The organism is Streptomyces sp. NPDC091377 (assembly GCF_044757045.1).
Classification (GTDB): Bacteria; Actinomycetota; Actinomycetes; order Streptomycetales; family Streptomycetaceae; genus Streptomyces.
The window spans coordinates 211,532-237,540 of the sequence record NZ_JBIVUE010000011.1 but is presented as its reverse complement, the minus strand read 5'-3'; the positions used below and the strand labels follow the sequence as shown (position 1 = coordinate 237,540).

The 26,009-nt window shown below is 72.0% G+C and carries 23 protein-coding genes and 1 riboswitch; of the genes, 8 read left to right on the top strand and 15 right to left on the bottom strand.

The genetic code is table 11. The features are described 5' to 3' along the window. Window position 1: 1 nt before the first annotated feature. Window positions 2-1,192: a spermidine/putrescine ABC transporter substrate-binding protein gene (locus ACIQNG_RS24340; RefSeq protein WP_401432596.1), complete on the bottom strand. Its 1,191-nt coding sequence runs from the start codon at window positions 1,190-1,192 to the stop codon at window positions 2-4. Between the two features lie 249 nt (window positions 1,193-1,441). Further along, window positions 1,442-2,878, bottom strand: a complete 1,437-nt coding sequence (locus tag ACIQNG_RS24335) for a gamma-aminobutyraldehyde dehydrogenase (RefSeq protein ID WP_401432594.1) — start codon at window positions 2,876-2,878, stop codon at window positions 1,442-1,444. A 197-nt stretch (window positions 2,879-3,075) separates the two neighbouring features. Here ACIQNG_RS24335 and ACIQNG_RS24330 point away from each other — a divergent pair, with 197 nt between their 5' ends. The 6 genes from ACIQNG_RS24330 to ACIQNG_RS24305 all read left to right on the top strand — a co-directional run bounded on the left by ACIQNG_RS24330 (window position 3,076) and on the right by ACIQNG_RS24305 (window position 9,100). Next, on the top strand, window positions 3,076-3,582 hold the full coding sequence (locus ACIQNG_RS24330) for an Lrp/AsnC family transcriptional regulator (RefSeq protein ID WP_401432591.1): 507 nt from the start codon (window positions 3,076-3,078) through the stop codon (window positions 3,580-3,582). A 20-nt stretch (window positions 3,583-3,602) separates the two neighbouring features. Beyond that, window positions 3,603-4,967: an aspartate aminotransferase family protein gene (locus tag ACIQNG_RS24325; protein ID WP_401432588.1), complete on the top strand. Its 1,365-nt coding sequence runs from the start codon at window positions 3,603-3,605 to the stop codon at window positions 4,965-4,967. 255 nt (window positions 4,968-5,222) lie between these two features. Next, the gene (locus ACIQNG_RS24320) at window positions 5,223-5,963 is read left to right on the top strand and encodes an ABC transporter ATP-binding protein (RefSeq protein WP_401432586.1); all 741 of its coding nucleotides are present in this window, start codon (window positions 5,223-5,225) and stop codon (window positions 5,961-5,963) included. Beyond that, window positions 5,945-7,549 (top strand): hypothetical protein, encoded by a 1,605-nt coding sequence (locus ACIQNG_RS24315; RefSeq protein ID WP_401487718.1) that lies wholly within the window; start codon window positions 5,945-5,947, stop codon window positions 7,547-7,549. The genes ACIQNG_RS24320 and ACIQNG_RS24315 overlap by 19 nt, the downstream gene beginning before the upstream one ends. Window positions 7,550-7,720: 171 nt before the next feature. Continuing rightward, window positions 7,721-8,128 carry a VOC family protein gene (locus ACIQNG_RS24310; protein ID WP_401432581.1) on the top strand — a complete coding sequence of 136 codons (408 nt, stop codon included), beginning with the start codon at window positions 7,721-7,723 and terminating at the stop codon, window positions 8,126-8,128. A 309-nt stretch (window positions 8,129-8,437) separates the two neighbouring features. Next, window positions 8,438-9,100 carry an LAETG motif-containing sortase-dependent surface protein gene (locus tag ACIQNG_RS24305; protein ID WP_401487792.1) on the top strand — a complete coding sequence of 221 codons (663 nt, stop codon included), beginning with the start codon at window positions 8,438-8,440 and terminating at the stop codon, window positions 9,098-9,100. Between the two features lie 105 nt (window positions 9,101-9,205). On the opposite strand, the gene ACIQNG_RS24300 is transcribed toward ACIQNG_RS24305, so the two are convergent. From ACIQNG_RS24300 to rlmN, 5 genes are all read right to left on the bottom strand, one after another. Further along, window positions 9,206-10,003: a maleylpyruvate isomerase family mycothiol-dependent enzyme gene (locus tag ACIQNG_RS24300; RefSeq protein WP_401487716.1), complete on the bottom strand. Its 798-nt coding sequence runs from the start codon at window positions 10,001-10,003 to the stop codon at window positions 9,206-9,208. 9 nt (window positions 10,004-10,012) lie between these two features. Beyond that, entirely contained in the window at window positions 10,013-11,113 is a 1,101-nt protein-coding gene (locus ACIQNG_RS24295) for an ABC transporter ATP-binding protein (RefSeq protein ID WP_401487714.1), read from the bottom strand. 1 nt (window position 11,114) lies between these two features. Next, entirely contained in the window at window positions 11,115-12,791 is a 1,677-nt protein-coding gene (locus ACIQNG_RS24290) for an ABC transporter permease (RefSeq protein ID WP_401487712.1), read from the bottom strand. Continuing rightward, entirely contained in the window at window positions 12,767-13,855 is a 1,089-nt protein-coding gene (locus ACIQNG_RS24285) for a thiamine ABC transporter substrate binding subunit (protein ID WP_401487709.1), read from the bottom strand. The genes ACIQNG_RS24290 and ACIQNG_RS24285 overlap by 25 nt, the downstream gene beginning before the upstream one ends. Before the next feature lie 80 nt (window positions 13,856-13,935). Then, window positions 13,936-14,054, bottom strand: a riboswitch (TPP riboswitch). Window positions 14,055-14,075: 21 nt separating this feature from the next. Beyond that, window positions 14,076-15,182 (bottom strand): 23S rRNA (adenine(2503)-C(2))-methyltransferase RlmN, encoded by a 1,107-nt coding sequence (gene rlmN, locus ACIQNG_RS24280; protein WP_401487707.1) that lies wholly within the window; start codon window positions 15,180-15,182, stop codon window positions 14,076-14,078. Window positions 15,183-15,292: 110 nt separating this feature from the next. On the opposite strand from rlmN, the gene ACIQNG_RS24275 reads away from it, so the two are divergent. Then, on the top strand, window positions 15,293-15,784 hold the full coding sequence (locus ACIQNG_RS24275) for a hypothetical protein (protein ID WP_401432563.1): 492 nt from the start codon (window positions 15,293-15,295) through the stop codon (window positions 15,782-15,784). Between the two features lie 660 nt (window positions 15,785-16,444). Here the strand turns inward: ACIQNG_RS24275 and ACIQNG_RS24270 are convergent. The 6 genes from ACIQNG_RS24270 to rpsB all read right to left on the bottom strand — a co-directional run bounded on the left by ACIQNG_RS24270 (window position 16,445) and on the right by rpsB (window position 22,279). Beyond that, window positions 16,445-17,155 carry a hypothetical protein gene (locus tag ACIQNG_RS24270; protein WP_401487703.1) on the bottom strand — a complete coding sequence of 237 codons (711 nt, stop codon included), beginning with the start codon at window positions 17,153-17,155 and terminating at the stop codon, window positions 16,445-16,447. A gap of 111 nt (window positions 17,156-17,266) precedes the next feature. After that, on the bottom strand, window positions 17,267-18,469 hold the full coding sequence (locus ACIQNG_RS24265; RefSeq protein ID WP_401487702.1) for a phosphatidate cytidylyltransferase: 1,203 nt from the start codon (window positions 18,467-18,469) through the stop codon (window positions 17,267-17,269). After that, entirely contained in the window at window positions 18,469-19,026 is a 558-nt protein-coding gene (gene frr / locus ACIQNG_RS24260) for a ribosome recycling factor (protein WP_401432554.1), read from the bottom strand. Before frr ends, ACIQNG_RS24265 begins: the two co-directional genes overlap by 1 nt. Window positions 19,027-19,224: 198 nt before the next feature. Continuing rightward, complete coding sequence (gene pyrH, locus ACIQNG_RS24255) at window positions 19,225-19,983, bottom strand: UMP kinase (protein ID WP_401432551.1); 759 nt, start codon at window positions 19,981-19,983, stop codon at window positions 19,225-19,227. 208 nt (window positions 19,984-20,191) lie between these two features. Then, window positions 20,192-21,028, bottom strand: a complete 837-nt coding sequence (tsf, locus tag ACIQNG_RS24250) for a translation elongation factor Ts (RefSeq protein WP_401432548.1) — start codon at window positions 21,026-21,028, stop codon at window positions 20,192-20,194. 291 nt (window positions 21,029-21,319) lie between these two features. Next, complete coding sequence (gene rpsB / locus ACIQNG_RS24245) at window positions 21,320-22,279, bottom strand: 30S ribosomal protein S2 (RefSeq protein WP_401432545.1); 960 nt, start codon at window positions 22,277-22,279, stop codon at window positions 21,320-21,322. 1,102 nt (window positions 22,280-23,381) lie between these two features. On the opposite strand from rpsB, the gene ACIQNG_RS24240 reads away from it, so the two are divergent. Then, window positions 23,382-24,101 (top strand): M23 family metallopeptidase, encoded by a 720-nt coding sequence (locus ACIQNG_RS24240; RefSeq protein ID WP_401487699.1) that lies wholly within the window; start codon window positions 23,382-23,384, stop codon window positions 24,099-24,101. A gap of 251 nt (window positions 24,102-24,352) precedes the next feature. On the opposite strand, the gene ACIQNG_RS24235 is transcribed toward ACIQNG_RS24240, so the two are convergent. Beyond that, the gene (locus ACIQNG_RS24235; protein ID WP_401432842.1) at window positions 24,353-24,910 is read right to left on the bottom strand and encodes a TetR/AcrR family transcriptional regulator; all 558 of its coding nucleotides are present in this window, start codon (window positions 24,908-24,910) and stop codon (window positions 24,353-24,355) included. Window positions 24,911-25,156: 246 nt separating this feature from the next. Next, window positions 25,157-26,002, bottom strand: coding sequence for an RNA polymerase sigma factor WhiG (gene whiG, locus ACIQNG_RS24230; protein ID WP_401432539.1), 846 nt, complete (start codon window positions 26,000-26,002; stop codon window positions 25,157-25,159). Window positions 26,003-26,009 lie beyond the last annotated feature (7 nt).

Sequence of the window (26,009 nt, the reverse complement as noted above, 5' to 3'; positions counted from 1 at the left end):
CCTAGAGCCCGGCGACGGCGTTCCACCGTTGGCCGAACTCGACCCGTTCCCGTGAGGTGATGTCCCGGGCGATGGAGAGCCGTGCGCGCAGGGGGCCGTCGGGGAAGATCAGCGGGTCCTCGGCGAGGGCGGCGCGTTCCCCGTCCGTGGAGGAGGCGAGGACGTCGCGGGCGGCCGGGACGGGGCAGACGTAGTTGACCCAGGCGGCCAGGTCGGCGGCGACCTCGGGCTCGTAGTAGTGGTCGATCAGCCGCTCGGCGTTGGACTTGTGCGCGGCGAGGTTGGGGATCATCAGCGACTCCGCCCACAGCTCGGCGCCCTCCTCGGGCACCACGAACTCGATGTCCGGGTCGTCGGCCTGGAGCTGGATGACGTCGCCGGAGTACGCCTGGCAGGCGAGGACGTCCCCGCTGGAGAGGTCCTTGATGTAGTCGTTGCCGGTGAAGCGGCGGATCTGGCCGCGGCTGACCTGCCGTTCGACCTGGTCGCACATGGTGTGGAAGTCGTCGGCGGTCCATCGGGTGATGTCGACGCCGTCGCCCTGCATCAGCAGCGCGAACGCCTCGTCCAGACCGGACAACAGGGTGACCCGCCCTTTGAGGTCGTCCGCCCACAGGTCGGAGACCTGGCGCAACTCCCGTCCGAGGCGGCGCCGGTTGTACGCGATGCCGGTGATGCCCGACTGCCAGGGCACGGTGTACTTCCGTCCCGGGTCGAAGGCCGGGGAGCGCAGCAGCGGGTCCAGGTGCTCGGTGACGTGGGGCTGTCCGGTCCGGTCCATCTCCTGGACCCAGCCGAGGCGTACGAACCGGGCGCACATCCAGTCGCTGATGACGATGAGATCCCGGTCGGTGGCCTGGTGGTTCATCAGGGACGGGCTGATCTTGCCGAAGAACTCGTCGTTGTCGTTGATCTCCTCGACGTAGTCGACCGAGATCCCGGTGCGCTTCTCGAACGCGTCGAGCGTGGGCCGACGGGCCGTGTCCTCGTCGTCCGTGTCGATGTAGAGAGGCCAGTTGGCGAAGGTCAGCCGGTGGTCCCGCGCCGACCGGTCGGCGCCGGCACGGTCACCGGGCGCGACATAGGCGGCGGGCACCCCGCACCCGGCGAGTCCGCCGAGGGCGGCGCCCGCGCCGAGCGCCCGCAGCAGGCTCCGGCGCGAGACGGGTCCGGTTCTCGTAGGCGACGACATTCCCGCAGCATGCGCCCGGGTCCGCCACCAGGACAACGGACGCAACGTCAAGCACCGGGCGGCAGGCGAGACACCCTGTCGACCATGCCGTGAAACGGGCGCGGGGGCGCGGCCGGCCACAGCCGACCCGCCCCCGCGCCTACGCCTGCGCCTGCCCCCGTGCCCGTGCCCGCGGACAGCCACCGCCCGGGGCGCCGGCCCCCGCACCCGCCGCGTACATCCAGCGCCCGGAGCGCTGGAAAGGAAAACTCAGTCCAGGGACGTCATCACGTGCTTGATGCGGGTGTAGTCGTCGAACCCGTATCCCGAGAGGTCCTTGCCGTACCCGGACTTCTTGAACCCGCCGTGGGGCATCTCCGCGACCAGCGGGATGTGGGTGTTGATCCACACGCACCCGAAGTCCAGCGCCTTCGACATGCGCATGGCCCGGCCGTGGTCCTTGGTCCACACGGAGGAGGCCAGCGCGTAGTCCACGCCGTTGGCCCACTGGACGGCCTGCGCCTCGTCGGTGAAGGACTGGACGGTGATGACCGGTCCGAAGACCTCGTTCTGGATGATCTCGTCGTCCTGCTTGAGTCCGGAGACGACGGTCGGGGCGTAGAAGTAGCCCTTCTCGCCGACCCGGTGGCCGCCCGCCTCGACCTTGGCGTGGGCGGGGAGGCGGTCGATGAAGCCGGAGACCTGCTGGAGCTGGTTGGGGTTGTTCAGCGGGCCGTAGAGCACGTCCTCGTCGTCAGGGAGACCGGTCTTCGTCTCGGACGCGGTCTTCGCGAGAGCGGCGACGAACGCGTCGTGCACCGACTCGTGGACCAGGACGCGGGTGGCGGCCGTACAGTCCTGGCCGGCGTTGAAGTAGCCCGCCGTGGCGATGTCCTCGACGGCCTTGTCGAGGTCGACGTCCTCGAAGACGACGACGGGCGCCTTGCCGCCCAGCTCCAGGTGGACCCGCTTGACGTCCTTCGCGGCGGACTCGGCGACGGAGATACCGGCCCGTACGGACCCGGTGATGGAGGCCATCGCGGGGGTGGGGTGCTCGACCATCGCCCGGCCGGTGTCCCGGTCGCCGCAGATGACGTTGAAGACGCCCTTGGGCACGACCGAGCCGATGATCTCGGCGATGAGGACGGTGGAGGCGGGGGTGGTGTCCGACGGCTTCAGCACCACCGTGTTGCCGGCGGCGAGGGCCGGGGCGAACTTCCACACGGCCATCATCATCGGGTAGTTCCACGGCGCGACCTGCGCGCAGACGCCGACCGGCTCGCGACGAACGATGGAGGTCAGGCCCTCCATGTACTCACCGGCGGAGCGGCCCTCCAGCATCCGCGCGGCACCCGCGAAGAAGCGGATCTGGTCGACCATCGGGGGGATCTCCTCGGTGCGGGTGAGCCCGATGGGCTTGCCCGTGTTCTCCACCTCGGCCGCGATCAGTTCCTCGGCGCGCTCCTCGAAGGCGTCCGCGATCTTGAGGAGGGCCTTCTGCCGCTCGGCGGGCGTGGTGTCCCGCCAGGCGGGGAACGCCGCCGCGGCGGCCTCCATGGCGGCGTCCACGTCGGCTTGCCCCGACAGCGGCGCGGTCGCGTACGCCTCGCCGGTGGCCGGGTTCACCACCTCGGTGGTCCGTCCGTCGGCGGCGTCCCGGAACTCTCCGTCGATGTAGTTGCGCAGACGACGCAGTTCGGTGCTCACTGGCGGCCCTCCAAGTTCGGGTGTCCCCATGTGCGGGTGTCCAATCACTGAGACACCCAGCCTAATCCGTAGCCCGACGGTTTCAACACCCCCCGCCGCGCCGATGCTGCGAAATCCGCAAACTGGGATGCCTCAAACAACGAAATTCATCGCCTGACCCTTGCGAAACTGTCGAGACCTCGGGCACAGTGAGGACCGTGGCCAGTCGAAGCGCAGAGCCCAGGGGCTCCAGTCAGTCCAGGACCGGGAACGGAAGTCCCGTTCTGGACGATGTCTCCCTCGCCATCATCGAGCAGCTCCAGGAGGACGGCAGACGGCCGTACGCCGCGATCGGCAAGGCCGTGGGCCTGTCCGAGGCGGCCGTGCGCCAGCGCGTCCAGAAGCTGCTCGACCAGGGCGTGATGCAGATCGTCGCCGTCACGGACCCGCTCACCGTGGGTTTCCGCCGGCAGGCGATGGTCGGCATCAACGTGGAGGGGGACGTGGAGGCCGTGGCGGACGCGCTGACGGTCATGTCCGAATGCGAGTACGTGGTGATGACCGCGGGCTCGTTCGATCTGATGGTGGAGATCGTCTGCGAGGACGACGACCACCTCCTCGACGTCATCAACCGACGTATCCGGACCATCCCCGGAGTGCGCTCCACCGAGAGTTTCGTCTATCTGAAGCTCAAGAAGCAGACCTATATGTGGGGAACCCGATAACCCGTGAGGACCCGATAACCGTGAGCACCAAGGACCTCAGCCAGAGCGCGTACGACCACCTGTGGATGCACTTCACCCGCATGTCGTCGTACGAGAACTCCCCCGTTCCCACCATCGTGCGGGGCGAGGGCACCTACATCTACGACGACAAGGGCAAGCGCTACCTCGACGGGCTTGCCGGTCTCTTCGTGGTCCAGGCGGGTCACGGGCGCGTCGAACTCGCCGAGGCCGCCGCCAAGCAGGCGCAGGAGCTGGCGTTCTTCCCGGTGTGGTCCTACGCCCACCCGAAGGCCGTCGAGCTGGCCGAGCGTCTCGCGGACCACGCGCCCGGCGACCTGAACAAGGTCTTCTTCACCACCGGCGGCGGTGAGGCGGTCGAGACCGCCTGGAAGCTCGCCAAGCAGTACTTCAAGCTCAAGGGCCAGCCGACCAAGTACAAGGTCATCTCCCGCGCGGTCGCCTACCACGGCACCCCGCAGGGCGCCCTGTCCATCACCGGCCTGCCGGCCCTCAAGGCCCCCTTCGAGCCGCTGGTGCCGGGCGCCCACAAGGTCCCGAACACCAACATCTACCGCGCGCCGATCCACGGCGACGACCCGGAGGCGTTCGGCCGCTGGGCCGCCGACCAGATCGAGCAGGAGATCCTGTTCGAGGGCCCGGAGACGGTCGCCGCCGTCTTCCTGGAGCCGGTGCAGAACGCCGGCGGCTGCTTCCCGCCCCCGCCCGGCTACTTCCAGCGGGTCCGCGAGATCTGCGACCGCTACGACGTCCTGCTCGTCTCGGACGAGGTCATCTGCGCCTTCGGCCGGCTGGGCACGATCTTCGCCTGCGACAAGTTCGGCTACGTCCCGGACATGATCACCTGCGCCAAGGGCATGACCTCGGGCTACTCCCCGATCGGCGCGTGCATCGTCTCCGACCGGATCGCCGAGCCGTTCTACCAGGGCGACAACACCTTCCTGCACGGCTACACCTTCGGCGGCCACCCCGTGTCGGCCGCGGTGGGCCTCGCCAACCTCGACCTGTTCGAGCGGGAGAACCTCACCCAGCACGTCCTCGACAACGAGGCGGCGTTCAAGTCCACCCTGGAGAAGCTGCACGACCTGCCGATCGTCGGCGACGTCCGCGGCAACGGCTACTTCTACGGCATCGAGCTGGTGAAGGACAAGGCCACCAAGGAGACCTTCGACGACGAGGAGACCGAGCGCGTCCTGTACGGCTTCCTCTCCAAGGCGCTCTACGACAACGGCCTGTACTGCCGGGCCGACGACCGCGGCGACCCGGTCGTCCAGCTCGCCCCGCCGCTCATCTCCGACCAGGGGACGTTCGACGAGATCGAGCAGATCCTGCGCGCGACGCTGACGGAGGCGTGGACGAAGCTGTGATCCCGCCCGCGGCGGCCACCACCGCCGCACCGGCTTCCGATCTTCCTTCTGGATGATCAACTCCGGCCCCGGTACCGTCCGTCCGAGTGAGAAACGGCGGTCCGGGGCCGCGTGCTGTCCGGCCCCGCTCCGGCGAGTACCTAGCGTGCCCAGTGACCGATCGGCCCGGCCTTCGTTCCCCCGCACGGGGGAGACCCCCGCCCCAGGGGGGACACGGCAAGGGACAACGGACGATCCGAACTGAGGTGTACGCCCATGGAGGCCCCGCCGGACAACGATGTGCTCTGGGCCCGCTCCCTGCACTTCACGCACGACGACGGCTCCCCAGCGCTCTGCGGGGTCTCACTGGAGGTCCGGGAGGGCGAGATCCTCGCCGTCGGCGGCCCGCGCGGCAGCGGCAAGACCTCCCTGCTGCGCTGTCTGTCCGGGCTGTCCCGGCCGAGCCGGGGCGAGGTCTGGTTCAACAGCGTCCCCGTGCACACCCTGGGCCTCCTCGCCCGGGAACGGCTGCGCCGCGACCGGTTCGGCTGGATCGACCCCGCCCCCGTGCTCGTCCCCGAACTCACCGTGTGGGAGAACGCCGCCCTGCCGCTGATGCTGCGCGGCACCAGCAGGCGCCGGGCCAGGACCGCCGCCCTGGAGTGGCTGGAACGCCTCGACATCGGCGACCACGCCCGCCGCCACCCGCACGAACTGCGGCAGGCCGAACGCCAGCGCGTCTGCATCGCCCGCGCCCTGGCCCCCGCCCCCTCCGTGCTCTTCGCCGACGAGCCGACGGCCCCGCTGCACCGCGCCGACCGCGCCCATGTGCTGCGCACCCTCACCACGGCCGCCCGCTCCCACGGCATCACCGTCCTGCTCGCCACCCATGACGCCGAGACCGCCGCGCTCGCCGACCGCACGGTCGCGCTGCTGGACGGCCGCCGGGTGCGTACGGTCCATCTGCCGCCCGTCATCGAGACCGAGCCGGAGGCCGCGTGCTCGCTCTCCGTCTGAGCCGCGCGGGCCGTCCCGCCGTCCAGGTGCGCCGGCTGCTGGTCGCCGCCGCCTCCGGCGGCACCGGGTTCCTGCTGCTGTGCACCCTCGGCCACGCGCTGAGCCACCCCCACAACCCGGGCGGGTCGGCGCTGCGGCTGGCCTGGTGCCTGGTGCCGGTCGCGGCCACCGTGCAGTTCGCGGTCGCCGTGGCCCGTACGGACCCCGGGACCCGGCCGCGCCCCGGGCTCTCGGCGATCGGCCTGGGACCGGCCCGGCTGATGGCCGTGTCGGCGACCACGACCGCCCTGTCCACCCTGCTCGGCTCGATGCTGGCGCTGCTGTTCTTCCTCCATCTGCGCGGGGACCTGTCGGGGATGCCGTTCGACGGCGCCGCGTCCGACGTCCTCGCCGCCGACCGGCCCCTCCCCCTGCCCGCCGCCCTCACCCTGCTCGCGGTGGTCCCCATGGCCGCCTCGATCGCCACCGCCCTGGCCCTGCGCCCGAGGGAGCGGGGAGCGGTCGTACGGCGGATCCGGTGGAGCGGGATGGGCACCGCCGCGGCGGGTACGGGAGTCCGGCCGACGGCCGCGGCGACCCGGTCCCGGCGCGCGGCGGCCGTGGAGGCGTTCCGGGCCGTCGCGGACACCGACGGGTTCGGCACCCGGGGACGTACCGTCATCACGCGCACGGCGACGACGGACCCGGACCACGCGCCGGACGCCGCGGGCCGGACGGAGACCAACGGGACGGCGGGGCCCACGGGCGCGGCCCGGACCGCGGCCGAAGGCTTCCGGCGGCGGGCGCGGAAGGGCGCCCGGGGCGCCACCGGCACGGTCGACCCGGCGGACCCGGCCGCTACGGCTGATACGGCTGATACGGCCCATGCGGCCCGTGGGGACACGGACGGCCCGGACGGCGGCGGCTCCGACGCCACCCGCCCCGCGACGGGCACGGACCTCGGCACCGGCGCCTTCCCCGCGCCCCGGCAGGCGCCCACCGGGCTGCCCTGGGGCGTCGCCGTCCTGGCGGCCGGGCTCGCGGTGGAGGCGTACGCCACTCGTATGAAGCCCGGTACCGAACCGGCCACCCTGCCCGGCGGGCTGGCCGCCGGTCCGATGAGCGTGCTGGTCGGCTGGACCCTGACCGCCGTAGGGCTCGCGCTGGCCGGCCCCGGCCTCACCCACCTGTGCGGACGGCTGCTCCAGGCCGTGCGGCCCGGCGCGCTGCGGCTGCTGGCGGGGCGGGTCCTGATGGCGGAGGCGGGCCGGATCGGCCGGCCGCTCGGCGTGGTCTGCGCGGTGGCCTCGGCGGCGTGGGCGACGGCCGCGCTCCAGCGCCCCGGCGGCACGGACGAGCCGGTCTTCGGCCCGCTCACCACCCTCGGGGCGCTCGTGGTGGCGGGCTGCACCGTCGCCACCCTGTGCACGGCGGCCGTCGAGGCCCGGCACGCCCGCTCCGACACCACGGCCGCGCTGCTGCGGCTCGGGGCCCCGGCGACCATGCTGCGCAGCGCGGCCCTGCTGCGGGCGGGCACGCTGCTGGCCCTGTTCGGCCCGCTGACCCTGCTGGTGGCGGAACTGGCGGCCCAGCCGCTCATCCGGTGAGGGACTCCGGCGAGAGCACCGTGGCCAGGTCCCGCACGTCCGTAGCCTGATCCTCACCGAGGATCACGGAGAACGAAAAAAAGCGAAGGACGATCGCCGAACAGCGATGAGTTCCGATCCCGCCCCCGGTCCAACCCATCGAAAGCGGCACCAGCGACGGGAGAGACCCCGATGTACCAGCAGATGATTTTCGTCAACCTGCCCGTGAGCGACCTCGACGCCTCGAAGAAGTTCTTCACGGACCTGGGCTACCGCATCAACCCCCAGTTCAGCGACGAGAACGCGGCGTCGGTGGTGATCAGCGACACCATCGTGGTCATGCTGCTGACCAAGCCGTTCTACGCGACCTTCACGCACAAGGAGATCGCGGACGCGACGAGCACCAGCGAGACGCTGATCGCGCTGAGCGCCGAAACCCGCGAGAAGGTGGACGAACTGGTCGACCGGGCGATCGCCGCGGGCGGCACGGCGACGGGCAAGGTCCAGGACCTCGGGTTCATGTACGGCCGCGCGTTCGACGACCTCGACGGCCACACCTGGGAGATCACCTGGATGGACCCGTCGGCGCTCGAAGGCTGACCTGGGAACACCTGGGGACACCTGGGAACGGCCGCCAACTGACGCCCCGGCGAACGGAATTCGCTCCAAACGCCGGGCTCGGTAAAGACCTCCAAAAGTGCCCGGATCAAACGGACACAGGCATTGACGCTCCTTACGGGACGCTTATAAAGCTATGAGCCTCAAGGGGTACCGCCTGCTCCACGGCGGCTCCCCCAACCCCCCGCGTTTACATATCCCGTAAGGACAAACGTGTCCAAGTCGTTCCCGTCGCCCGCGCACCCCGTGTCCCGCGAGCCCCGCACCTCCCGCCGCAGCACCGGTCTTCCGGTGCGGGCGCTCGGTGTCACCGCGGCCTCCGCGGCACTCGCGCTCTTCGCCGCGGGCAGCGCGCTCGCGTGCGACATCAAGGATTTCTCCGCCGCCGCGATCTGCGACGGCACCAAGGGCGTCATCACCGTCACGGACAAGGACCCGGCGGGCACCCCCGCGACCGTGTCCGTCTATCTGGAGAACAACGGCGCCGACGAACGGCTGGTCGGCACCCAGGAGGTGAAGGGCTCCCGCGAGGGGGTGACCATCACCTTCGAGGAGCAGTGGAAGCCGGGCGCCGAGTACCGGGTCCACGTCAAGGCCGGCGATCAGGTGGACGAGGACATCAAGCCCAACCTGGTCACCCCGTCCACGCCGTGCGCGACGGACAGCACGCCCACCCCGACGCCCACTCCCACGCCGACCCCGACGCCCTCGGAGTCCACGCCGGGGGAGTCCCAGACCCCGACCCCGTCGCCGTCGTCCCCGGAGCAGAGCGCGAGCGCTCCCGTGGAGACCGCGAGCAACGCGCCGTCCCCGGCCGGTGAGTCCCACCTCGCGGAGACCGGCGCCGGTTCCAACACCGGGATGATCGCCGGGATCGCGGCGGCCCTGGTCGCCGTCGGCGGTGCCGCTGTCTTCCTCGGCTTCCGCCGCCGGGGGGCCAAGGACAACGGCTGACCCCCCGGAGCGGGCCGTCCGGACCCCCAGGAGCGGACCGTCCGGACCCCCCGGAGCGGACCGGCGGCCCGTCCCCACGGTCGTGGGGGCGGGCCGTCCGCCGGTTCACCCGAACGTGGCCCGCTCCAGCCAGAAGTCCAGCACCTCCCGCTCGCCCACGACCTCCAGGTCCCCGCTCTCCAGCGGCACCCGCCGGTAGAACGCGAGCAGCACCTGCGTCAGCGGCCCGCGCAGGGCGACCGTCGCCCTCTCGTGCCCCCGGCGCCACTCCACCCCGGCCTCGGCCAGCTCGATCACCCACTCGGCGTCCAGCCCCGGCGCGTCGGTCGCGTGGAGGTGGAGGCTCCGCCCCCCGCCGCGCAGTTCGGCGGCGGCGTCGTGCGGCTCATGGCGCTGGACGAACGTCACGATGTCCAGCCACTCGTCGATCGCGTCGGCGGCGACGTCCGCGGCGACCTCGTAGGGCACGCCCACGGTGAGCGCCGCGTCGGCCCGGTGCACGGTGATCTCATGGGTCACCCGCCGCGCCCAGAACCCGGCGGTGAACACCCCGGCCCAGCTCCACACCTGCGCGTCGGGCCCGGCCTCCCGCAGGGCCGCGACGACCGCCGCCGCGCTCTCGGCGAACCACGCGTCCAGCGCCGCGAGATCCCCCCGCTCCTGCGGTCCCCCGCCCAGCGGCACCCGCTCCTCCGGCACCTGCTCCTGCGCCCGGGTCCGCACCATCAACTCGATCCAGCGCAGCGCACCCCCCAGATGCCGGGTCAGCTGTTCCAGGGTCCAGTCCGGGCACGTCGGCACGGTCGCCGACAGATCGGCGCCGGGTGCCTTCAGCAGCGCCCTGAACTGCTCCGCCTGGTGGGTGATCTCGTCGCAGTAGCGGTCATGAGGGAGGTGAGTCATGGCCGCACCCTACGATCGGGCCGCCCCCGCGAGCACCACGATTTCCGCCGCGTCGAAATCCACCCCGACCACGTCCCCCACCTCGGGCGCGTCCCGCAGCGCGCACGCCGCCTCCAGCGACGCCCCGCCGTCCTCGGGCCGCAGCCGGACGGCGACATGGGTGCCCTTGAAGGTACGGGCGACCACCACGCACCGCGGCCCCGCCCCTCCGACCCCACCGGCCCCACCGGGTCCACCGGCCCCACCGGGTCCCGCACCCGCCAGCCGGACCCCGGCCGGCCGCACCAGCACGTCCACGGCCCCCTGCGCCGACCCCTCCGGCACCGGCAGCTTCCCCCACTCCGTGACCGCGACCCGCCCGCTCACCATGCCCGGCACCACATTGTCGAAGCCGAGGAAACGCGCCACGAACGCGTCCGCCGGCCGCTGCCACACCTCCAGCGGCGTACCGGACTGGGCGATGCGCCCCTCCCGCATCACCACCACCCGGTCGGCGAGCGCGAACGCCTCGCCCTGGTCGTGGGTGACGGCCAGCACCGTCGTCCCCAACCGCCCGAACAGCTCCCGCAGTTCCACCACCAGCCGCTCCCGCAGCGAGCGGTCGAGCTGTCCGAGCGGCTCGTCCAGCATCAGCAGCCGCGGACCGGGCGCCAGCGCCCGCGCGAGCGCCACCCGCTGCTGCTCGCCCCCGGACAGCGCGGCCACCGCCCGGCCCGCCGCCCCCGGCAGCCCGACCAGCTCCAGCAACTCCGCGACCCGCGCCCGCTGTTCGCCCCGTGACGCCCCGCGCATCCGGGGCCCGAACGCCACGTTCCCGGCCACGTCCCGCTGCGGGAAGAGCTGATGGTCCTGGAACATCAGCCCGATCTCCCGCCGGTGCGCGGGCACCCCGGCCTGGTCCCGGCCCTCCAGCAGCACCCGCCCGGCGTCCAGCGGCTGGAGCCCGGCGACCGCCCGCAGCAGCGTCGACTTGCCACTGCCGCTCGGCCCGAGCACACACACGGTCTCGTGGCCCACGACCGCCAGGTCCACGGCGTCCAGCACCACCCGCCCACCGAGCCGTACGGTCGCCCCCTCCAGCCGCAGCAGCGGCACCGGAACCTCCCTCATCTCAGAACTCCCCGCTCCGGTCCGTCCGCAGCCGCTCCAGCACCAGCAGCGCCACCGCGCACACCACCATCAGAATCGTCGAAAGGGCCATCGCCTGGCCGTAGTTGAGGTCCCCGGGCCGCCCCGCCAGCTTCGCCACGGCCACCGGCAGCGTCGGGTTGTCGGGCCGGGCGATGAACACGGTCGCCCCGAACTCGCCCAGCGACACCGCGAACGCGAACCCGGCCGCGACCAGCACCGCCCGCCGCACCAGCGGCAGATCCACCTCCCGCCACACCCGCCACGGCGACGCCCCGAGCACGGCCGCCGCCTCCCGCAGCCGTACGTCCACCGCCCGCAGCACCGGCAGCATGATCCGTACGACGAACGGCACGCCCACCAGCGCCTGGGCGAGCGGCACCAGGATCCAGGTCGCCCGCAGATCCAGCGGCGGCTCGTCCAGCGCGATCAGGAAACCGAAGCCGACGGTCACCGCGGACACCCCGAGCGGCAGCATCAGCAGCGCGTCGAAGCCGCGCATCCACCGCCCGGCGTCCCGCCGCGCCAGCGCCGCCGCGGCCAGCGCGCCGACGAGTACGGCGATGGCGGTGGCGGCTGCCGCGTACGCCAGCGAGTTGCCGATCGCGTGGATCGGCGGCACCAGGAACACCTCGGACTCCGCCGAAGCCAGCGCCCGGTAGTAGCCGAACCCGGGCGCGTCCAGCGAGCGCCGCACCAGCACCCCGAGCGGCAGCAGGATCAGGACGAGGACGCTCACCAGGACCCCGGCCAGCAGCGCCCGCTGCCGGGCCCCGCGCGGGGGCCGGGCCGTCATCGCCGGGTCCACCAGCCGCAGGGCGCTCTCCCGGCGCCGTACGGTCCAGGCGTGCACGGCGAGGATCGCGCCCACGGCGACGAACTGGATCACCGTCAGCACGGCGGCCGTGGACAGATCGAAGAGTTCGGAGGTCTGCCGGTAGATCTCCACCTCCAGGGTGGAGAAGGCCGGTCCGCCGAGGATCCGCACCACACCGAAGGAGGTGAAGGTGAACAGGAACACCATCAGCGCGGCGGCGGCCACGGCCGGCCCGAGGGCGGGCAGGGTGACCCGGCGCCAGGCCGCGAGCGGCGAGGCGCCCAGCATCCGCGCCGCCTCCTCCTGCCGCGGGTCGAGCTGGGACCAGAGCCCGCCGACGGTCCGGACGACGACCGCGTAGTTGAAGAAGACATGCGCGAACAGGATCGCCCACACGGTGGTGTCGAGCCGTACGCCCCACAGCTCGTCCAGCAGTCCGCCGCGCCCGGCCACCGCCAGGAACGCCGTACCGACGACGACCGTCGGCAGCACGAACGGGACGGTGACCACGGCCCGCAGCACCTGCTTGCCCGGGAAGTCCAGGCGGGCGAAGACATACGCGCCGGGCAGCGCGATCAGCAGGGTCAGGGCGGTGGACGCCAGCGCCTGCCAGGTGGTGAACCACAGCACCTGCCGGATGTCCGACTGCCCCAGCACCTCCCACAGCCGCCCCGCCTGCCAGACCCCGTCGACCTTCAGCCCGCGGGCGAGGATCGCGGCGACGGGGTAGGCGAAGAAGAGGGCGAAGAACGCGAGGGGCAGGGCGAGCAGCCCCAGCCGCAGGGCGCCCCCGCGGCCCCGGGTCCGGCCCGCCGGGCTCACCTCAGGACGAGCGACGTCCACGCCTTGACCCAGTCGTCGCGGTGGTCGGCGATCTTCGCCGGGTCCATGGTCTCGGGGTCCTTCGCCTGCGGCCCGTGCTGCGCGAACACCTCGGGCACCCGGGCGCCCTCGACCACCGGGTACACGAACATGTTCAGCGGCATGTCCTCCTGGAACCGCTTGCCGATCAGGAAGTCGAGGAGCGCCTTGCCGCCCTCGGCGTTCTCCGCGTTGCTGAGCAGTCCCGCGTACTCGATCTGCCGGAAGCAGGTGCCGTCCACGACCCCGGTGGGCGCGGTCTTCGGCTGCGGGTCGGCGTAGACGACCTCGACGGGCGGGGAGGAGGCGTACGACACCACCAGCGGGCGGTCGCCCCCCGCCTTCTTGCCGCCGGCCGAGCCGGAGAACTCCTCGTTGTACGCCGACTCCCAGCTGTCGACCACCTTGACGCCGTTGTCGGTGAGCTTCTTCCAGTAGTCCTGCCAGCCGTCGTCGCCGTACTGCGCGGCCGTGCCCAGCAGGAAGCCGAGGCCGGGCGAGGAGGTGGAGGCGTTCTCGGTGACGAGCAGGTCCTTGTAGGCGGGCTCTATCAGGTCGTCGAAGGTCCGGGGCGGGGCGAGGTCGCGCTCGCTGAAGTACGCCTTGTCGTAGTTGACGCAGATGTCGCCGGTGTCGACCGGGGTGACCCGGTGCCCGGTCGCGTCGGCGCGGTAGGCGGCCCGGACGGTGTCGGCGCCCTTCGCCTCGTACGGCTGGAAGAGCCCGTTGTCGAGGGCGCGGGAGAGCAGGGTGTTGTCGACGCCGAAGAAGACGTCGCCCTGGGGGTTGTCCTTGGTGAGGACGGCCTTGTTGACGGCGGCTCCGGCGTCGCCGTCCTCCAGCACCTTGACCTGGAGGCCGGACTGCTTCTCGAAGTCGGCGAGCACGTCCTTGGAGACGGCCCACGAGTTGTGGCTGACGAGCGTGACGGTCTTGGAGTCCCCGTCGCCGCCGGAGCCGGGCGACGACCCGGACGACGAGCCGCACGCGGACAGCGTGACCAGGCCCAGCCCGACGGCCGCGGCCACGAGGGTCTTGGTGTTCACCGGTGTTTTCCTCCTGGGACGTTCCAGGAAGAGACGCGGCCCCGCCGGGAGGTTCCGTGCCTCCGGGCAGGGCGCAACAGCATGAGCGACGACCGATCTCCCTACCCAGAATGACCTGGGCGAGGTTCAGAGGGTCTGCGGCCCGCCATCGTTCTGGCTGCCGCACTCTCAGCGCTGTGGCGCTCCCCTGTCGGAATATGAAGATATGGGTGCTTGGATCCTACCGCTCGGTCGCCGCGAGCTGACCGCAGGCCCCGTCGATCTCCTGCCCCCGGGTGTCGCGGACCGTGACCGGCACCCCGTGCGCGGCGATGGCCTCCACGAACGCCCGCTCGTCCTCGGGCCGGGACGCGGTCCACTTGGAGCCGGGCGTCGGGTTGAGCGGGATCAGGTTCACATGCACGGGCCGCCCCTTGAGCAGCCGCCCGAGCCGGTCCCCGCGCCACGCCTGGTCGTTGATGTCCCGGATCAGCGCGTACTCGATGGACAGCCGCCGCCCGGACCGCTCCGCGTACTCGAACCCGGCGTCCAGCACCTCACGCACCTTCCAGCGCGTGTTGACGGGGACGAGGGTGTCCCGCAGTTCGTCGTCGGGCGCGTGCAGCGAGATGGCGAGGCGGCACTTGAACCCCTCGTCGGAGAACCGGTGGATCGCGGGCACCAGGCCCACGGTCGACACGGTGATCCCGCGCTGCGACAGCCCCACCCCGTCCGGGGCGGGGTCGGTCAGCGCGCGGATGGCGGCCACGACCCGCTTGTAGTTGGCGAGCGGCTCCCCCATCCCCATGAAGACGATGTTGGACAGCCGCGCCGGGCCCCCGGGCACCTCCCCGTCCCGCAGCGCCCGCATCCCGTCGACGATCTGGTGGACGATCTCCGCGGTGGACAGGTTGCGGTCCAGCCCCGCCTGCCCGGTCGCGCAGAACGGGCAGTTCATCCCGCAGCCCGCCTGTGAGCTGATGCACATGGTGACCCGGTCCGGGTACCGCATCAGCACCGACTCCACGAGCGTCCCGTCGAACAGCCGCCAGAGCGTCTTGCGGGTGGTCCCCTGGTCCGTGGAGAGATGCCGTACGACGGTCATCAGCTCGGGCAGCAACGCCTCCCGCAGCCGCTCCCGCGCCCCGGCCGGGATGTCCGTCCACTGCTCGGGGTCGTGCGCGTACCGGGCGAAGTAGTGCTGCGACAGCTGCTTGGCGCGGAACGGCTTCTCCCCGATCTCCGCCACCGCGTCCTTGCGCTCGGCGGGCGAGAGGTCGGCGAGGTGCCGCGGCGGCTTCTTGGCTCCGCGCGGCGCGACAAAGGTGAGTTCTCCGGGTGCAGGCATAACCCTCCCAGTGTCGCAGATCAATTCGTACGACAAACTCGCCGACGAGGACCCCGCACAAGGCTATGGCGGCGGCCTCGGACGCCCCTATCCTCTTGGCAAGGGGTGCCATGGACTGGATTCCCGTGGCCGGCACGCTCTTGGGGACGCTGGTCGGTGCCGGTAGCGCGTTCTCCCTGGAGCGGCTGAGGGTGCGCAGCAGCTACGACCAGGAGGGCCGGCGCTCGCGGGCCGAGGCGTACATCACGTTCATCGACGCGCTGCACGAGTCCAGCGGGGCGATCCGGACCCTGGCCCTGCGGATCAACCAGGTCCCGGAGGCCGAGTGGCGCCCGCAGGCCCGCGAGGCGTTCCGCTCCAGCGGCCTCTACTCCGCCCGCGAACGACTCATCCTGCTCGCCCCGGAAGCGGTCGTGCACATGGCGAACGACCTGTTCATCACCCTCCGCAGCAAACGCAACGCCGTCGCCGCGGGCCACGACGCCCACAGCCCCGAATACATGCAGGCATCGAACTCCTACGCGGAAGCCCTCCAGACCTTACGCTCCGAAATCCGCAAAGACCTGGGCCGAGGCGCCCTCAAACGCCGGGTGGAGTACTGACGTGGGGTGGGGGGCGGCTTCTGGGGCGGGGGGCGGCTTCGGGACGGGGGCTACCTCTGGGGCCGGGGGGATGGCGGGGCGGGGGGCGAACGCCGGGGGGCTGGACGGCTGCAGCGAACGGCGGGGCCGAACGCCGGGTGGCCGGTCGGAGGGCCCGATCGCCGGGGCCCGATCTCTGGGGTGGGGCCCGACCTCCCGGGGGGGGGGAGCCCGAATGCCGGGGGGCCCGAATGCCGGGGGGGCCTGATCGTCGGGGGAACCTGATCGCCGGGGTGAAGGCCGACCGCCGGGTCGATCCCTGTCGCACCGGGCGCTTTCGTCGCGCCCCGTGACCTCGGCCGGGACCGGCGCAGACTCCGGGCGCAGCACCGGCCGACGGGTCGGCTGCCGGGGAAAGCCCGACCGCCGGGGCCCGACCGCCGGGGCCCGACCGCCGGGCCCGGCCCGGTGGCCCCAGGTGTGCTCGTCGCGCCCGTTGCCTGGGCCGGGGCGGGCACGAGCGCCGGGCCCGGCATCGGCCGGCGGGTCGGCTGCCGAACCCGAGGAGGAAGGCGGACCGCCGAGAGGGGGCCGGACCGCCGAGAGGGAGGGACCCGGCCCTCCGGGGGGGGCAGCCCGATTGCCGCGGGCCTGGGCTCCAGGGGGAGCCCGGTTGTTGGGTCAGGTCCAGTCGCCGCGGGCGTTTTCCGCGCGCAGGGTCGACAGTTCGCGTTCGACGTCCTCGTACAGGCTCGCCGGGCCGCGGTCCGGGAAGGCCCGCACGCGGCCCTCGTCCAGGGCGGTCAGGCGTCCGGTCAGGGCTATGAGGCGGCTCCGGCGGGCGGGCCAGCCCGGGGAACCCTCGGTCGCCGAGAGTTCGGCCTGAGTGGCGCGGAGCGTGGCGTGGGCGCGTTCCCGCAGCGGGGCCAGCTCCTCCTGGAGCCGCTCCAGCCACTCCTGGAGGTCGAGGACGCATTCGATCGCCCCGGCCAGGGCGTCCATGATCCCGGCCATCGCCTCCGACTGCTCCACGAGCGCGTCGAAGAGCCCCATCAGCACGTCGAGGTCGGGGGAGGGCGCGGCACCGGCGACGTACTCGGGATGGGCGGACACCCGGGTGCGGGACGTGAGGTACTCCCGGGACACCCCCTCGGCCCGGGCCAGCACGCTCCCGGCCGAGGACAACTGCGCGCGGGCCGACGCGAGGGGCAGCCCGTCGCCCCCGCCGAGCATCACCTCGGTCTCGGCCATTTCGAGCGCGAGCTGCTGGCGCAGCTCCGCCAGATCGCGATGGGTCTCGTCGGTCTCCCCCAGCGTGACGCGGATGTCGTCACGGATGGAGCCGGCCAGCTCGGCCGTCTCCCGTTCCCAGCCTGCGTCCCGCCCCGGCATGCACGCCACCCCTTCCGTTCCTCCGTCGCCCCGTCCCCCCAGATGGGGATCATAAGTACGGAAGGGGTGATTCCGAGCGGTCGTGACGCCGCTGCCCGAAACCGGCTCCGGTCAGCCGGACCCCACGAACAGCACCATCAGCAGCCACACCACCGGCGCCGTGGGCAGCAGCGAGTCCAGCCGGTCCATGATCCCGCCGTGGCCTGGCAGCAGCGTGCCCATGTCCTTGATACCGAGGTCCCGCTTGATCATGGACTCCCCGAGGTCGCCCAGCGTGGCGCTGGCGGCGACCGCGAGGCCCAGCAGCAGCCCCTGCCACCAGGTGCCGCCGTCGATCAGGAACTCCATGCACAGCGCGCCCGCCACCATCGCGAAGGCGACCGCGCCGAACAGGCCCTCACGGGTCTTGCCGGGGCTGATCCGCGGCGCGAGCTTGTGCTTGCCGAACCGCCAGCCGATCGCGTAGGCCCCGGTGTCGCTGACGACGGTGAGCAGCAGGAACGTCAGTACCCGCTGCGCCCCGTCGTCGGCGGTGAGCAGCAGCGCGACGAACGTGGCCAGGAACGGGACGTAGAACGCGGCGAAGACCCCGGCGGTGACGTCCTTCAGATAGCCCTCGGGCGGTTCGGTCATCCGCCAGACCAATACGGCGAGCGCGGTGAGCGCCATGGCGACCCAGGCGCCCTCGGGGCCCCGGGCGTACCCGGCGACCACCATGGCCGCGCCGCCGACCGCGAGCGGTACCAGCGGCGCCTTGATCCCCTTGCGCTCCTCCAGCCGCCGGGTCAGCTCCCACAGCCCGACGACGACGGCGACGACTATCACGCCGACGAACACGACCTTGACGAAGAACAACGACGCGACGATGACCGCGCCGAGCCCGACACCGACCCCTATGGCCGCGCTCAGATCCCGGCCCGCGCTCTTCTTCTGCGGTGCGGGCGCCGGCTGCGGGGCGTCGGGCATGGGCTCCGGATTCTGCGGCGCCGCCGCAGGCGGCTGCGCCGACGGGGTCTCGTCGCGGAACGGCTCGTTGCGGTACGTCTCGTCGGGGTACGTGTACGACGCGGCGGCGGGGGAGGTCTCCTCACGGAACAGGGGGCCGCTCAGCCGAGCGGTCCCCCGGTCCTCATCCTGGTCACCGCCGTACGCGGGCAGGTCGGGCACGATGGGCATGGGGCGAGTGTGCTGCGCCTGTTGCGCATCGTACGCGGGACCCGCCGGGGCAGCCCCTTGGGCGGGTCCGTGCTCGGTGGGCCCCCAGTACCCGGTCTGCCCGGTCCCGGGCGGCGCCCCCCAGGAAGAGTCGTTCATCAGACTTCGAGCAGCTCCGCTTCCTTGTGCTTGAGAAGCTCGTCCACCTGGGCGACGTACTTGGCGGTGGTGTCGTCGAGTTCCTTCTCCGCGCGGCGGCCCTCGTCCTCACCGACCTCGCCGTCCTTGACCATCTTGTCGATGGCGTCCTTGGCCTTGCGCCGGACGGAGCGGATGGACACCTTGGCGTCCTCGCCCTTGCCCTTGGCGACCTTGATGTACTCGCGGCGGCGCTCCTCGGTCAGCTCGGGGAACACCACCCGGATGATGTTGCCGTCGTTGCTGGGGTTGACACCCAGGTCCGAGTCGCGGATCGCCTGCTCGATATTGCGCAGGGCGGTCTTGTCGAACGGGGTGACGACCGCCATGCGGGGCTCCGGCACGGCGAAGGAGGCCAGCTGGTTGATCGGGGTCGGCGCCCCGTAGTAGTCGGCCACGATCTTGTTGAACATCGCCGGGTGCGCACGGCCGGTGCGGATCGCGGCGAAGTCCTCCTTGGCGACCACGACGGCCTTCTCCATCTTCTCCTCGGCCTCGAGGAGGGTCTCTTCGATCACCACTTGCTCCTGCGTGTTGTGAGTCGGCCCGGCTGCGTCCGCGTGTCGGCGGCCGGCTGCGTCGCGTCTGCTTCCTGCACGGTTCCCGACCGGCAGGTCATTGTCCATCCCCCGATCAGGCCCCGCTCCGGCCCCGTCCGGGTCCGGTCGGGTACCGGTCGGGTTCCGGTCAGGATCCGGACGGGTTCCGTCCCGCGGTCAGGACCGGCTGTCCTGATCACCCACCAGCGTGCCGATCTTCTCACCCTTGACGGCGCGCGCGATATTGCCCTCGGTCACCAGCTCGAAGACCAGGATGGGCAGCTTGTTGTCGCGGCACAGGGTGACGGCCGTGGCGTCGGCGACCTTGAGGTCCCGGGTGATGACCTCGCCGTAGCCGAGCGAGTCGAACTTGACCGCGTCCGGGTTGGTCTTCGGGTCGGAGTCGTAGACCCCGTCCACACCGTTCTTGCCCATCAGCAGCGCCTCGGCGTCGATCTCCAGGGCGCGCTGCGCGGCCGTGGTGTCGGTGGAGAAGTACGGCATGCCCATACCGGCGCCGAAGATGACCACCCGGCCCTTCTCCAGATGGCGCACGGCCCGCAGCGGGATGTAGGGCTCGGCGACCTGCCCCATGGTGATGGCGGTCTGGACGCGCGACTGGATGCCTTCCTTCTCCAGGAAGTCCTGGAGGGCGAGGCAGTTCATGACGGTGCCGAGCATGCCCATGTAGTCGGAGCGGGCCCGGTCCATGCCGCGCTGCTGGAGTTCGGCGCCGCGGAAGAAGTTGCCGCCGCCGATGACGACGGCGATCTGGGCGCCGTCGCGGACGACGGCCGCGATCTCGCGGGCGATGGCGTGCACCACGTCCGGGTCGACGCCCAAGCCCCCGCCACCGGAGAACGCCTCTCCCGACAGTTTCAGCAGAAACCGGCCGCGTACTTTGCCGTCGTCGCTCTTCTGGGCCTTGGTGGTCATCGTTATCCCGCCTCTTTCACGTGGTGCACATGCGAAGAAGGCCATTGCCGGTGGGGTGGGTTCTCCCTTGCGCGGCAATGGCCTCCTTGTCAGATCTGCCGTCGTCCGCCACGCGCGCGTGCGGGACGCAGTGCGCGCGCGGCGCGGACGACTGCGTTCGACCCTAGCGGGATTCCGCCGGGGATCGCGCGTCGATCGCGGTACGGACTCAGAGACCGACCTTGATGCGCGTGAAGCGCTTCAGGGTGACACCGGCCTCGTCCAGGACCTTCTGGACCGACTTCTTGGGGTCGAGGGCGTAGGACTGGCCGAGCAGCGTGGCGTCCTTGAAGAAGCCGTTGACACGACCCTCGACGATCTTGGCGATCGCGGCCTCGGGCTTGCCCTCGGCGCGGGTGGTCTCCTCGGCGATACGACGCTCGTTCTCGACCACGTCGGCCGGGACGTCGTCCTTGGCGAGGTACTGCGGCGCGAACGCGGCGATGTGCTGGGCGATGCCCTTGGCGACGTCGGCGTTCGGCTTGTCCAGCTCGACCAGGACACCGATCTGCGGGGGCAGGTCGGGCATGGTGCGATGCATGTAGGCGAGGACGAAGCCGTCGTCGAACCGCGCGAAGCGGTCCAGCACGATCTTCTCGCCGAGGGTGGCGTTGGCCTCGTCCACGTACGCCTGGACGGTCTTGCCGGGCTCGATCTCGGAGGCGAGCAGCGCCTGGAGGTCGGCCGGGGCGGTCTCGGCGACGTGCTCGGCGATGGTGCGGGCGGCGGCCTGGAACTTCTCGCCCTTGGCGACGAAGTCCGTCTCGCACTTCAGCTCGACCAGGACACCGGAGGAATTGTCCTCGGCGATGATCGAGACCACGGCGCCGTTCTCGGCGGAGCGGCCCTCGCGCTTGGCGACGCCCTTCTGGCCCTTGATCCGGAGCGCCTCGACGGCCTTCTCGACGTTGCCGTCGGCCTCGTCCAGGGCCTTCTTGCAGTCCATCATGCCGGCACCGGTCAGCTCACGGAGCTTCTTGACGTCGGCGGCGGTGTAGTTCGCCATGAGAATGTGTGTCTTTCTCGAAGTCTGGAAGATCGAAGATCTGCGGGGCCGCGAGCCCGGGGAGATGAGCCCTGGAGCAGAGGTCCTGGAACAGAAGTCCGGGGACAGTGGTCCTGGAGCAGAGGCCCTGGAACGGCGGTCCTGGTGGGTACGGGTGCCCGGTACGGGGTCCCCGTCCCATGGAGCCGTGGCCGTGTCCGTGGCCGGTGGACTCGCGGCTGACCGGCGGGTGGACGACGGGGGCGCGACGGATGTCGACGCCCCCGTCAGTTCACCGCGAGAGCCGGTGGATCAGCCCTGCTCGGCGTCGGCGGCCGGGGCGTCGGCGGCCGGAGCCTCGGTGGCCGGGGCGTCGGCAGCGGGGGCCTCGGCGGCCGGAGCCTCGGCCTCGGCGGCCGGGGCCTCGGCGGCGGCGTCAGCGGCCGGAGCCTCCGTGGCGGCGGGGGCGTCGGCGGCCGGGGCGGCCTCGTCAGCCTTCTTCTCGCCCTCCAGCAGGTCGCGCTCCCACTCGGCGAGCGGCTCGCCCGCGGCCTTCTCGCCCTTGCCCTCCGTCGCCACGCCGGAGCGGGAGATGAGCCCCTCGGCGACGGCGTCGGCGATCACACGGGTGAGCAGGGTGACGGAGCGGATCGCGTCGTCGTTGCCCGGGATCTTGTAGTCGACCTCGTCGGGGTCGCAGTTGGTGTCGAGGATCGCGACGACCGGGATGTTGAGCTTCCGGGCCTCACCGACCGCGATGTGCTCCTTCTTGGTGTCCACGATCCAGACGGCGCTGGGCACCTTCTGCATCTCGCGGATACCGCCGAGGGTCTTCTCCAGCTTGGCCTTCTCGCGCGAGAGCACGAGAAGCTCCTTCTTGGTCAGACCGGACGCCGCGACGTCCTCGAAGTCGATCTGCTCCAGCTCCTTGAGGCGCTGCAGCCGCTTGTAAACGGTCGAGAAGTTGGTGAGCATGCCGCCCAGCCAGCGCTGGTTGACGTAGGGCATGCCGACGCGCGTGGCCTGCTCGGCGATGGCCTCCTGCGCCTGCTTCTTCGTGCCGACGAACATGACCGTGCCGCCGTGGGCGACGGTCTCCTTGACGAACTCGTAGGCGCGGTCGATGTACGACAGCGACTGGAGCAGGTCGATGATGTAGATGCCGTTGCGCTCGGTGAAGATGAAGCGCTTCATCTTCGGGTTCCAACGGCGGGTCTGGTGACCGAAGTGGACGCCGCTTTCCAGCAGCTCCCGCATCGTGACGACGGCCATGGCCGTGTTCTCCTTGGTTCTCGGTTGCCGCGGATGCCGGATGGCTTCCGCGCCTGACGCCCGCTGTCGCGCCGTGCCACAAGGGACCGAGGGGCGCTGACCGGGACCGTTTCCGGCCGCCGTTCCGGGGCGTGCGAAGTCGACCCGGTGGCCCGGGTCGCCACCAGAAGTGTACGGGACCCACGGGGCAGCGGATGACGCCCATGTCCATGACCCGAGGACGCCGACCGCCGGCGTGGGCCGGCGGGGGCGGAGGCCGGGTCGCCTGCCGACGGGGCGGGGGCTGGTCGGTGGCCTGGGGCGGGGGTGACACCGGGGTCTGCGGCACCCGAGGGGGGCGACGCTGACGCCCGGGATCCGAGGGCGGCTGCGCCAGGGTCCAGACCCCCGGGGGGCATCCGGTGCGGTGGTGCCGTGCTCCACGTCCCCGGGGGCGGCCGGGCAACAGGCACCTGGGCGGAACCATGCCGGACTAGGCCGGGAATCATGGCCCGGGAGGCACCGGGGCAGCCGTGGTCCACGACCGCGGAGGGCGGAGCGGCACCGCCGTCCACGAGCCAGGGGCAGCAGGGCGACGCATCGGTCCACGGCTCGGCGGAGGGCGCGGCGTGATGCCTCAGCCCACAGGCCCGGGCGGGGCGACGCCGGGTACTGCGGCCCGGGAGGCACCGGGGCGGCCGTGCTCCACGGCCCCGGCGGACGGAGCCACAGCGCCGGTCCACAGCTCCGGGGGTGGCAGGGCGCGACGCCGTGGTCGACAACTTCGGGGCCGGGGTAGCAGGGCGGCACCCGGAGTCCACGGCTCGGCGGAGGGCGCGGCGTGATGCCTTGGTCCATGGCCCGGGGGCTCGGAAGAGCCCACGTCCACGGCGTGGGAGGCGCGCGGTGGTGTCAGGTGCACGGCTCTGGAGGGGGCGTAAGGGACCCGGCGTAGACCTGCCGGGGGGTTTCGGGTGACGGGGTTGTCCACAATCCGTGCGTTGTCCACAGGGTCCGGCCGTGGTCGGTGCGGGTGCGGGACCGTGTGGCCATGGAGCGATCTTCCCGACCGCCACAGCCTCTACGATCCCGGCGTCCGCCGCGTCTGCTGGGGGCGGCCCTGGTGGCCCTCACGCTGGCTGTCCTGCCCGGCGCGGCCCGCGCGAAGGGGCCGCCGGCCGGTGTCCCACCCCAGGCCGCGCCCGGTACCCCGCCGGTGCCACGGGTGGCCGTCGGCTGGCCGGTGGGCGACCGTCCCCGGGTCCTGCGGGGCTGGGAGCCGCCGCTGACGCCGTACGGCGCCGGGCATCGGGGGGTGGATCTGGAAGCGGGGTCCGGCCTGCCGGTGCGGTCGCCGGTCCCGGGGCGGGTGACTTTCGCGGGCCCGGTCGGGGGCAAGGGCGTCATCGTGGTCGAGCTGACCGGCTCGGGTGAGCCGCCGCTGCGGACGACGTACGAGCCGGTGCGGGCGTCCGTGCGCAAGGGCGCAACGATCCAGGCGGGCGAACAGCTCGGCACCGTGACGGCGGCGGGCGCCTCCCACTGCGCGGGCCGCTGTCTGCACTGGGGCCTGCGCCGCGCGGACGCCTACCTCGACCCCCTCACCCTCCTGCCGTCGCACCTCCTGCGCGGGGCACCGGTCCGGCTGCTGCCGGTGTATGGAGTGCCCGAGCCTCCGCAGCGGGTACGGCAGCGGACCGGCAGACGGTCCCGCCCCGACCACCGCCGGATCCGTCAACCGCAGGGGCACGATCACTCGGACGGCCGAGGAAAGGACGACTCACCGCGGGGCGCGTTGTGCCGCCGGTCGGTCAAGCGGTCGACAGCGGCTGGGCGGTCGTAGCTCCGCTCGACGGGGGCGCTGCCACCCACCTCACACGTGTCTTCGCGGGCGTCACCCCAGTCACCGCCGTCCAAGACCGCCCCACCGCCGATGGCCGCCGACCGTGACCGAGCCGTCCGCGCTCGTTCGGTCGGCGGCCCACGTCAGCGCCTCCACCGGCACCGCGCCGCCCGGGGCCACGCGCAGCGGGGCCCGTCCCAGAGCGGGCCCGTCGGCGATCGCGCCCCGCACCCGCGTCAAAGGGGCGCCTCTCAGCCCAGGACCCCCCGCAACACCATCCCCACCGCCGCCTCCGTGATCGTCGGGGGCTCCTCCGCCGCGCCCAGTTCGATCCTGCGCACGGCCGCGTCCACGACCCCCTGGAGCAGCATCGCGGCGAGGCGGGGTTCGGTGTGGCCCATTCCGGCCAGTGCCTCCACGATCATCGTGACGAGGCCGCCGTGGGCCGCGCGGATCTTCTCCCGCGCCCCGGCGTCCAGCTCGCTCGCGGAGATGGCGACCACGGCGCGGTGCCGTCGGTCCCCCACCAGTTCGAGCTGCTTGCGGACATACGCCTCGACCTTGGCCTCGGCCCCGTCCGCCGCGTCCATCGCCGCCTCGACCTCCGCCGCCCACACGGGGAAGTCGACCTCGCACAATTCCTCGACCACGGCCGCCCGCGAGCGGAAGTACTCGTAGACGGACGAGCGCGCCAGCCCCGTCCGCTCGGCGAGGGCCGGGAAGGTCAGCGCCTCCGTACCGCCCTCGGACAGCAGGGAGCGGGCCGCGTCCAGCAGGGCGGCTCGCTGCATCGACCGGTGCTCGGCCACGGAGGCCGCTCGAATCCTTGGCACGTCAACCACTCTACGGATGCACCCCCCGCTCCGGCAGTGACGCAGCCCGCCCGAATCCCGCCCCGGCCCTCGCCGACCGGAGCCGCGGCCCGCTCGGCACGGCCGAAAACAGACCCCGGTATCGCTCATGTCAGCGCATCCGGGACCCGCTTCGGGGCCGGGCCCGGCCGCCGGGATCGCTCACCTGTGCCCGTCCGGGACCGGATCCGGCCGCCGGGCACCTCACTGCCCAAATGACGCCAGTTTCGCCCGCAGTTGCAGAACGGACTTGGTGTGGATCTGGCTGACCCGGCTCTCGGTGACCCCGAGCACATGGCCGATCTCGGCGAGGGTGAGCCCTTCGTAGTAGTAGAGCATCACCACGGTCTTCTCCCGCTCGGGCAGCGTGTTGATCGCCCGCGCCAGGAAGCGCCGCAGCTCACGGTCCTCCGCCACCTCCACCGGATTGTCCGCGGCCGTGTCCTCCAGGGTGTCCCCCAGGCTCAGCCGGTCACCGCCCCCCTCACCCCCCACATGCAGCAGATCCTCCAGCGCGACCACATTGGCCAGCGAGAGCTGACTGAAGACGGCGTGCAGCTCATCCACACCGATCCCCAGCTCGGCCGCCACCTCCGACTCCCCCGGCGTCCGCCGCAGCCGCGCCTCCAGCGTCGCGTACGCCCGCTCCACGTTCCGCGCCTTCTGCCGTACCGACCGGGGGATCCAGTCCAGCGCCCGCAACTCGTCGATCATCGCCCCGCGGATCCGTGTGATCGCGTACGTCTCGAACTTGATCTCCCGGTCCACGTCGAACTTCTCGATCGCGTCGATCAGCCCGAACACCCCCGACGACACGAAGTCCGCCTGCTCCACATTGGGCGGCAGCCCGACACTCACCCGCCCCGCCACGTACTTGACCAGCGGCGAGTAGTGCAGAATCAGCTGCTCCCGCAGCCGCTCGTCCCCCGTCGCCTTGTACGACCGCCACAGCTCGTCCAGCGTCGAGGGAGCGGCCGGCCGCATGCTGTCACCGTCACGGGCGGCTGGGGGGAGCGCCGCCCGGTCGGACCCGGAGGTGTGCTGGGGCATTCGTCGC

Bases quoted from the DNA above. Each gene is read 5' to 3' on its own strand.
- ACIQNG_RS24340 (WP_401432596.1), bottom strand. From the start codon at position 1,192: ATGTCGTCGCCTACGAGAACCGGACCCGTCTCGCGCCGGAGCCTGCTG.
- ACIQNG_RS24320 (WP_401432586.1), top strand. From the start codon at position 5,223: ATGGAGGCCCCGCCGGACAACGATGTGCTCTGGGCCCGCTCCCTGCAC.
- ACIQNG_RS24310 (WP_401432581.1), top strand. From the start codon at position 7,721: ATGTACCAGCAGATGATTTTCGTCAACCTGCCCGTGAGCGACCTCGAC.
- ACIQNG_RS24300 (WP_401487716.1), bottom strand. From the start codon at position 10,003: ATGACTCACCTCCCTCATGACCGCTACTGCGACGAGATCACCCACCAG.
- ACIQNG_RS24295 (WP_401487714.1), bottom strand. From the start codon at position 11,113: ATGAGGGAGGTTCCGGTGCCGCTGCTGCGGCTGGAGGGGGCGACCGTA.
- rlmN (WP_401487707.1), bottom strand. From the start codon at position 15,182: ATGCCTGCACCCGGAGAACTCACCTTTGTCGCGCCGCGCGGAGCCAAG.
- ACIQNG_RS24275 (WP_401432563.1), top strand. From the start codon at position 15,293: ATGGACTGGATTCCCGTGGCCGGCACGCTCTTGGGGACGCTGGTCGGT.
- ACIQNG_RS24270 (WP_401487703.1), bottom strand. From the start codon at position 17,155: ATGCCGGGGCGGGACGCAGGCTGGGAACGGGAGACGGCCGAGCTGGCC.
- ACIQNG_RS24265 (WP_401487702.1), bottom strand. From the start codon at position 18,469: ATGAACGACTCTTCCTGGGGGGCGCCGCCCGGGACCGGGCAGACCGGG.
- pyrH (WP_401432551.1), bottom strand. From the start codon at position 19,983: ATGACCACCAAGGCCCAGAAGAGCGACGACGGCAAAGTACGCGGCCGG.
- tsf (WP_401432548.1), bottom strand. From the start codon at position 21,028: ATGGCGAACTACACCGCCGCCGACGTCAAGAAGCTCCGTGAGCTGACC.
- rpsB (WP_401432545.1), bottom strand. From the start codon at position 22,279: ATGGCCGTCGTCACGATGCGGGAGCTGCTGGAAAGCGGCGTCCACTTC.
- whiG (WP_401432539.1), bottom strand. From the start codon at position 26,002: ATGCCCCAGCACACCTCCGGGTCCGACCGGGCGGCGCTCCCCCCAGCC.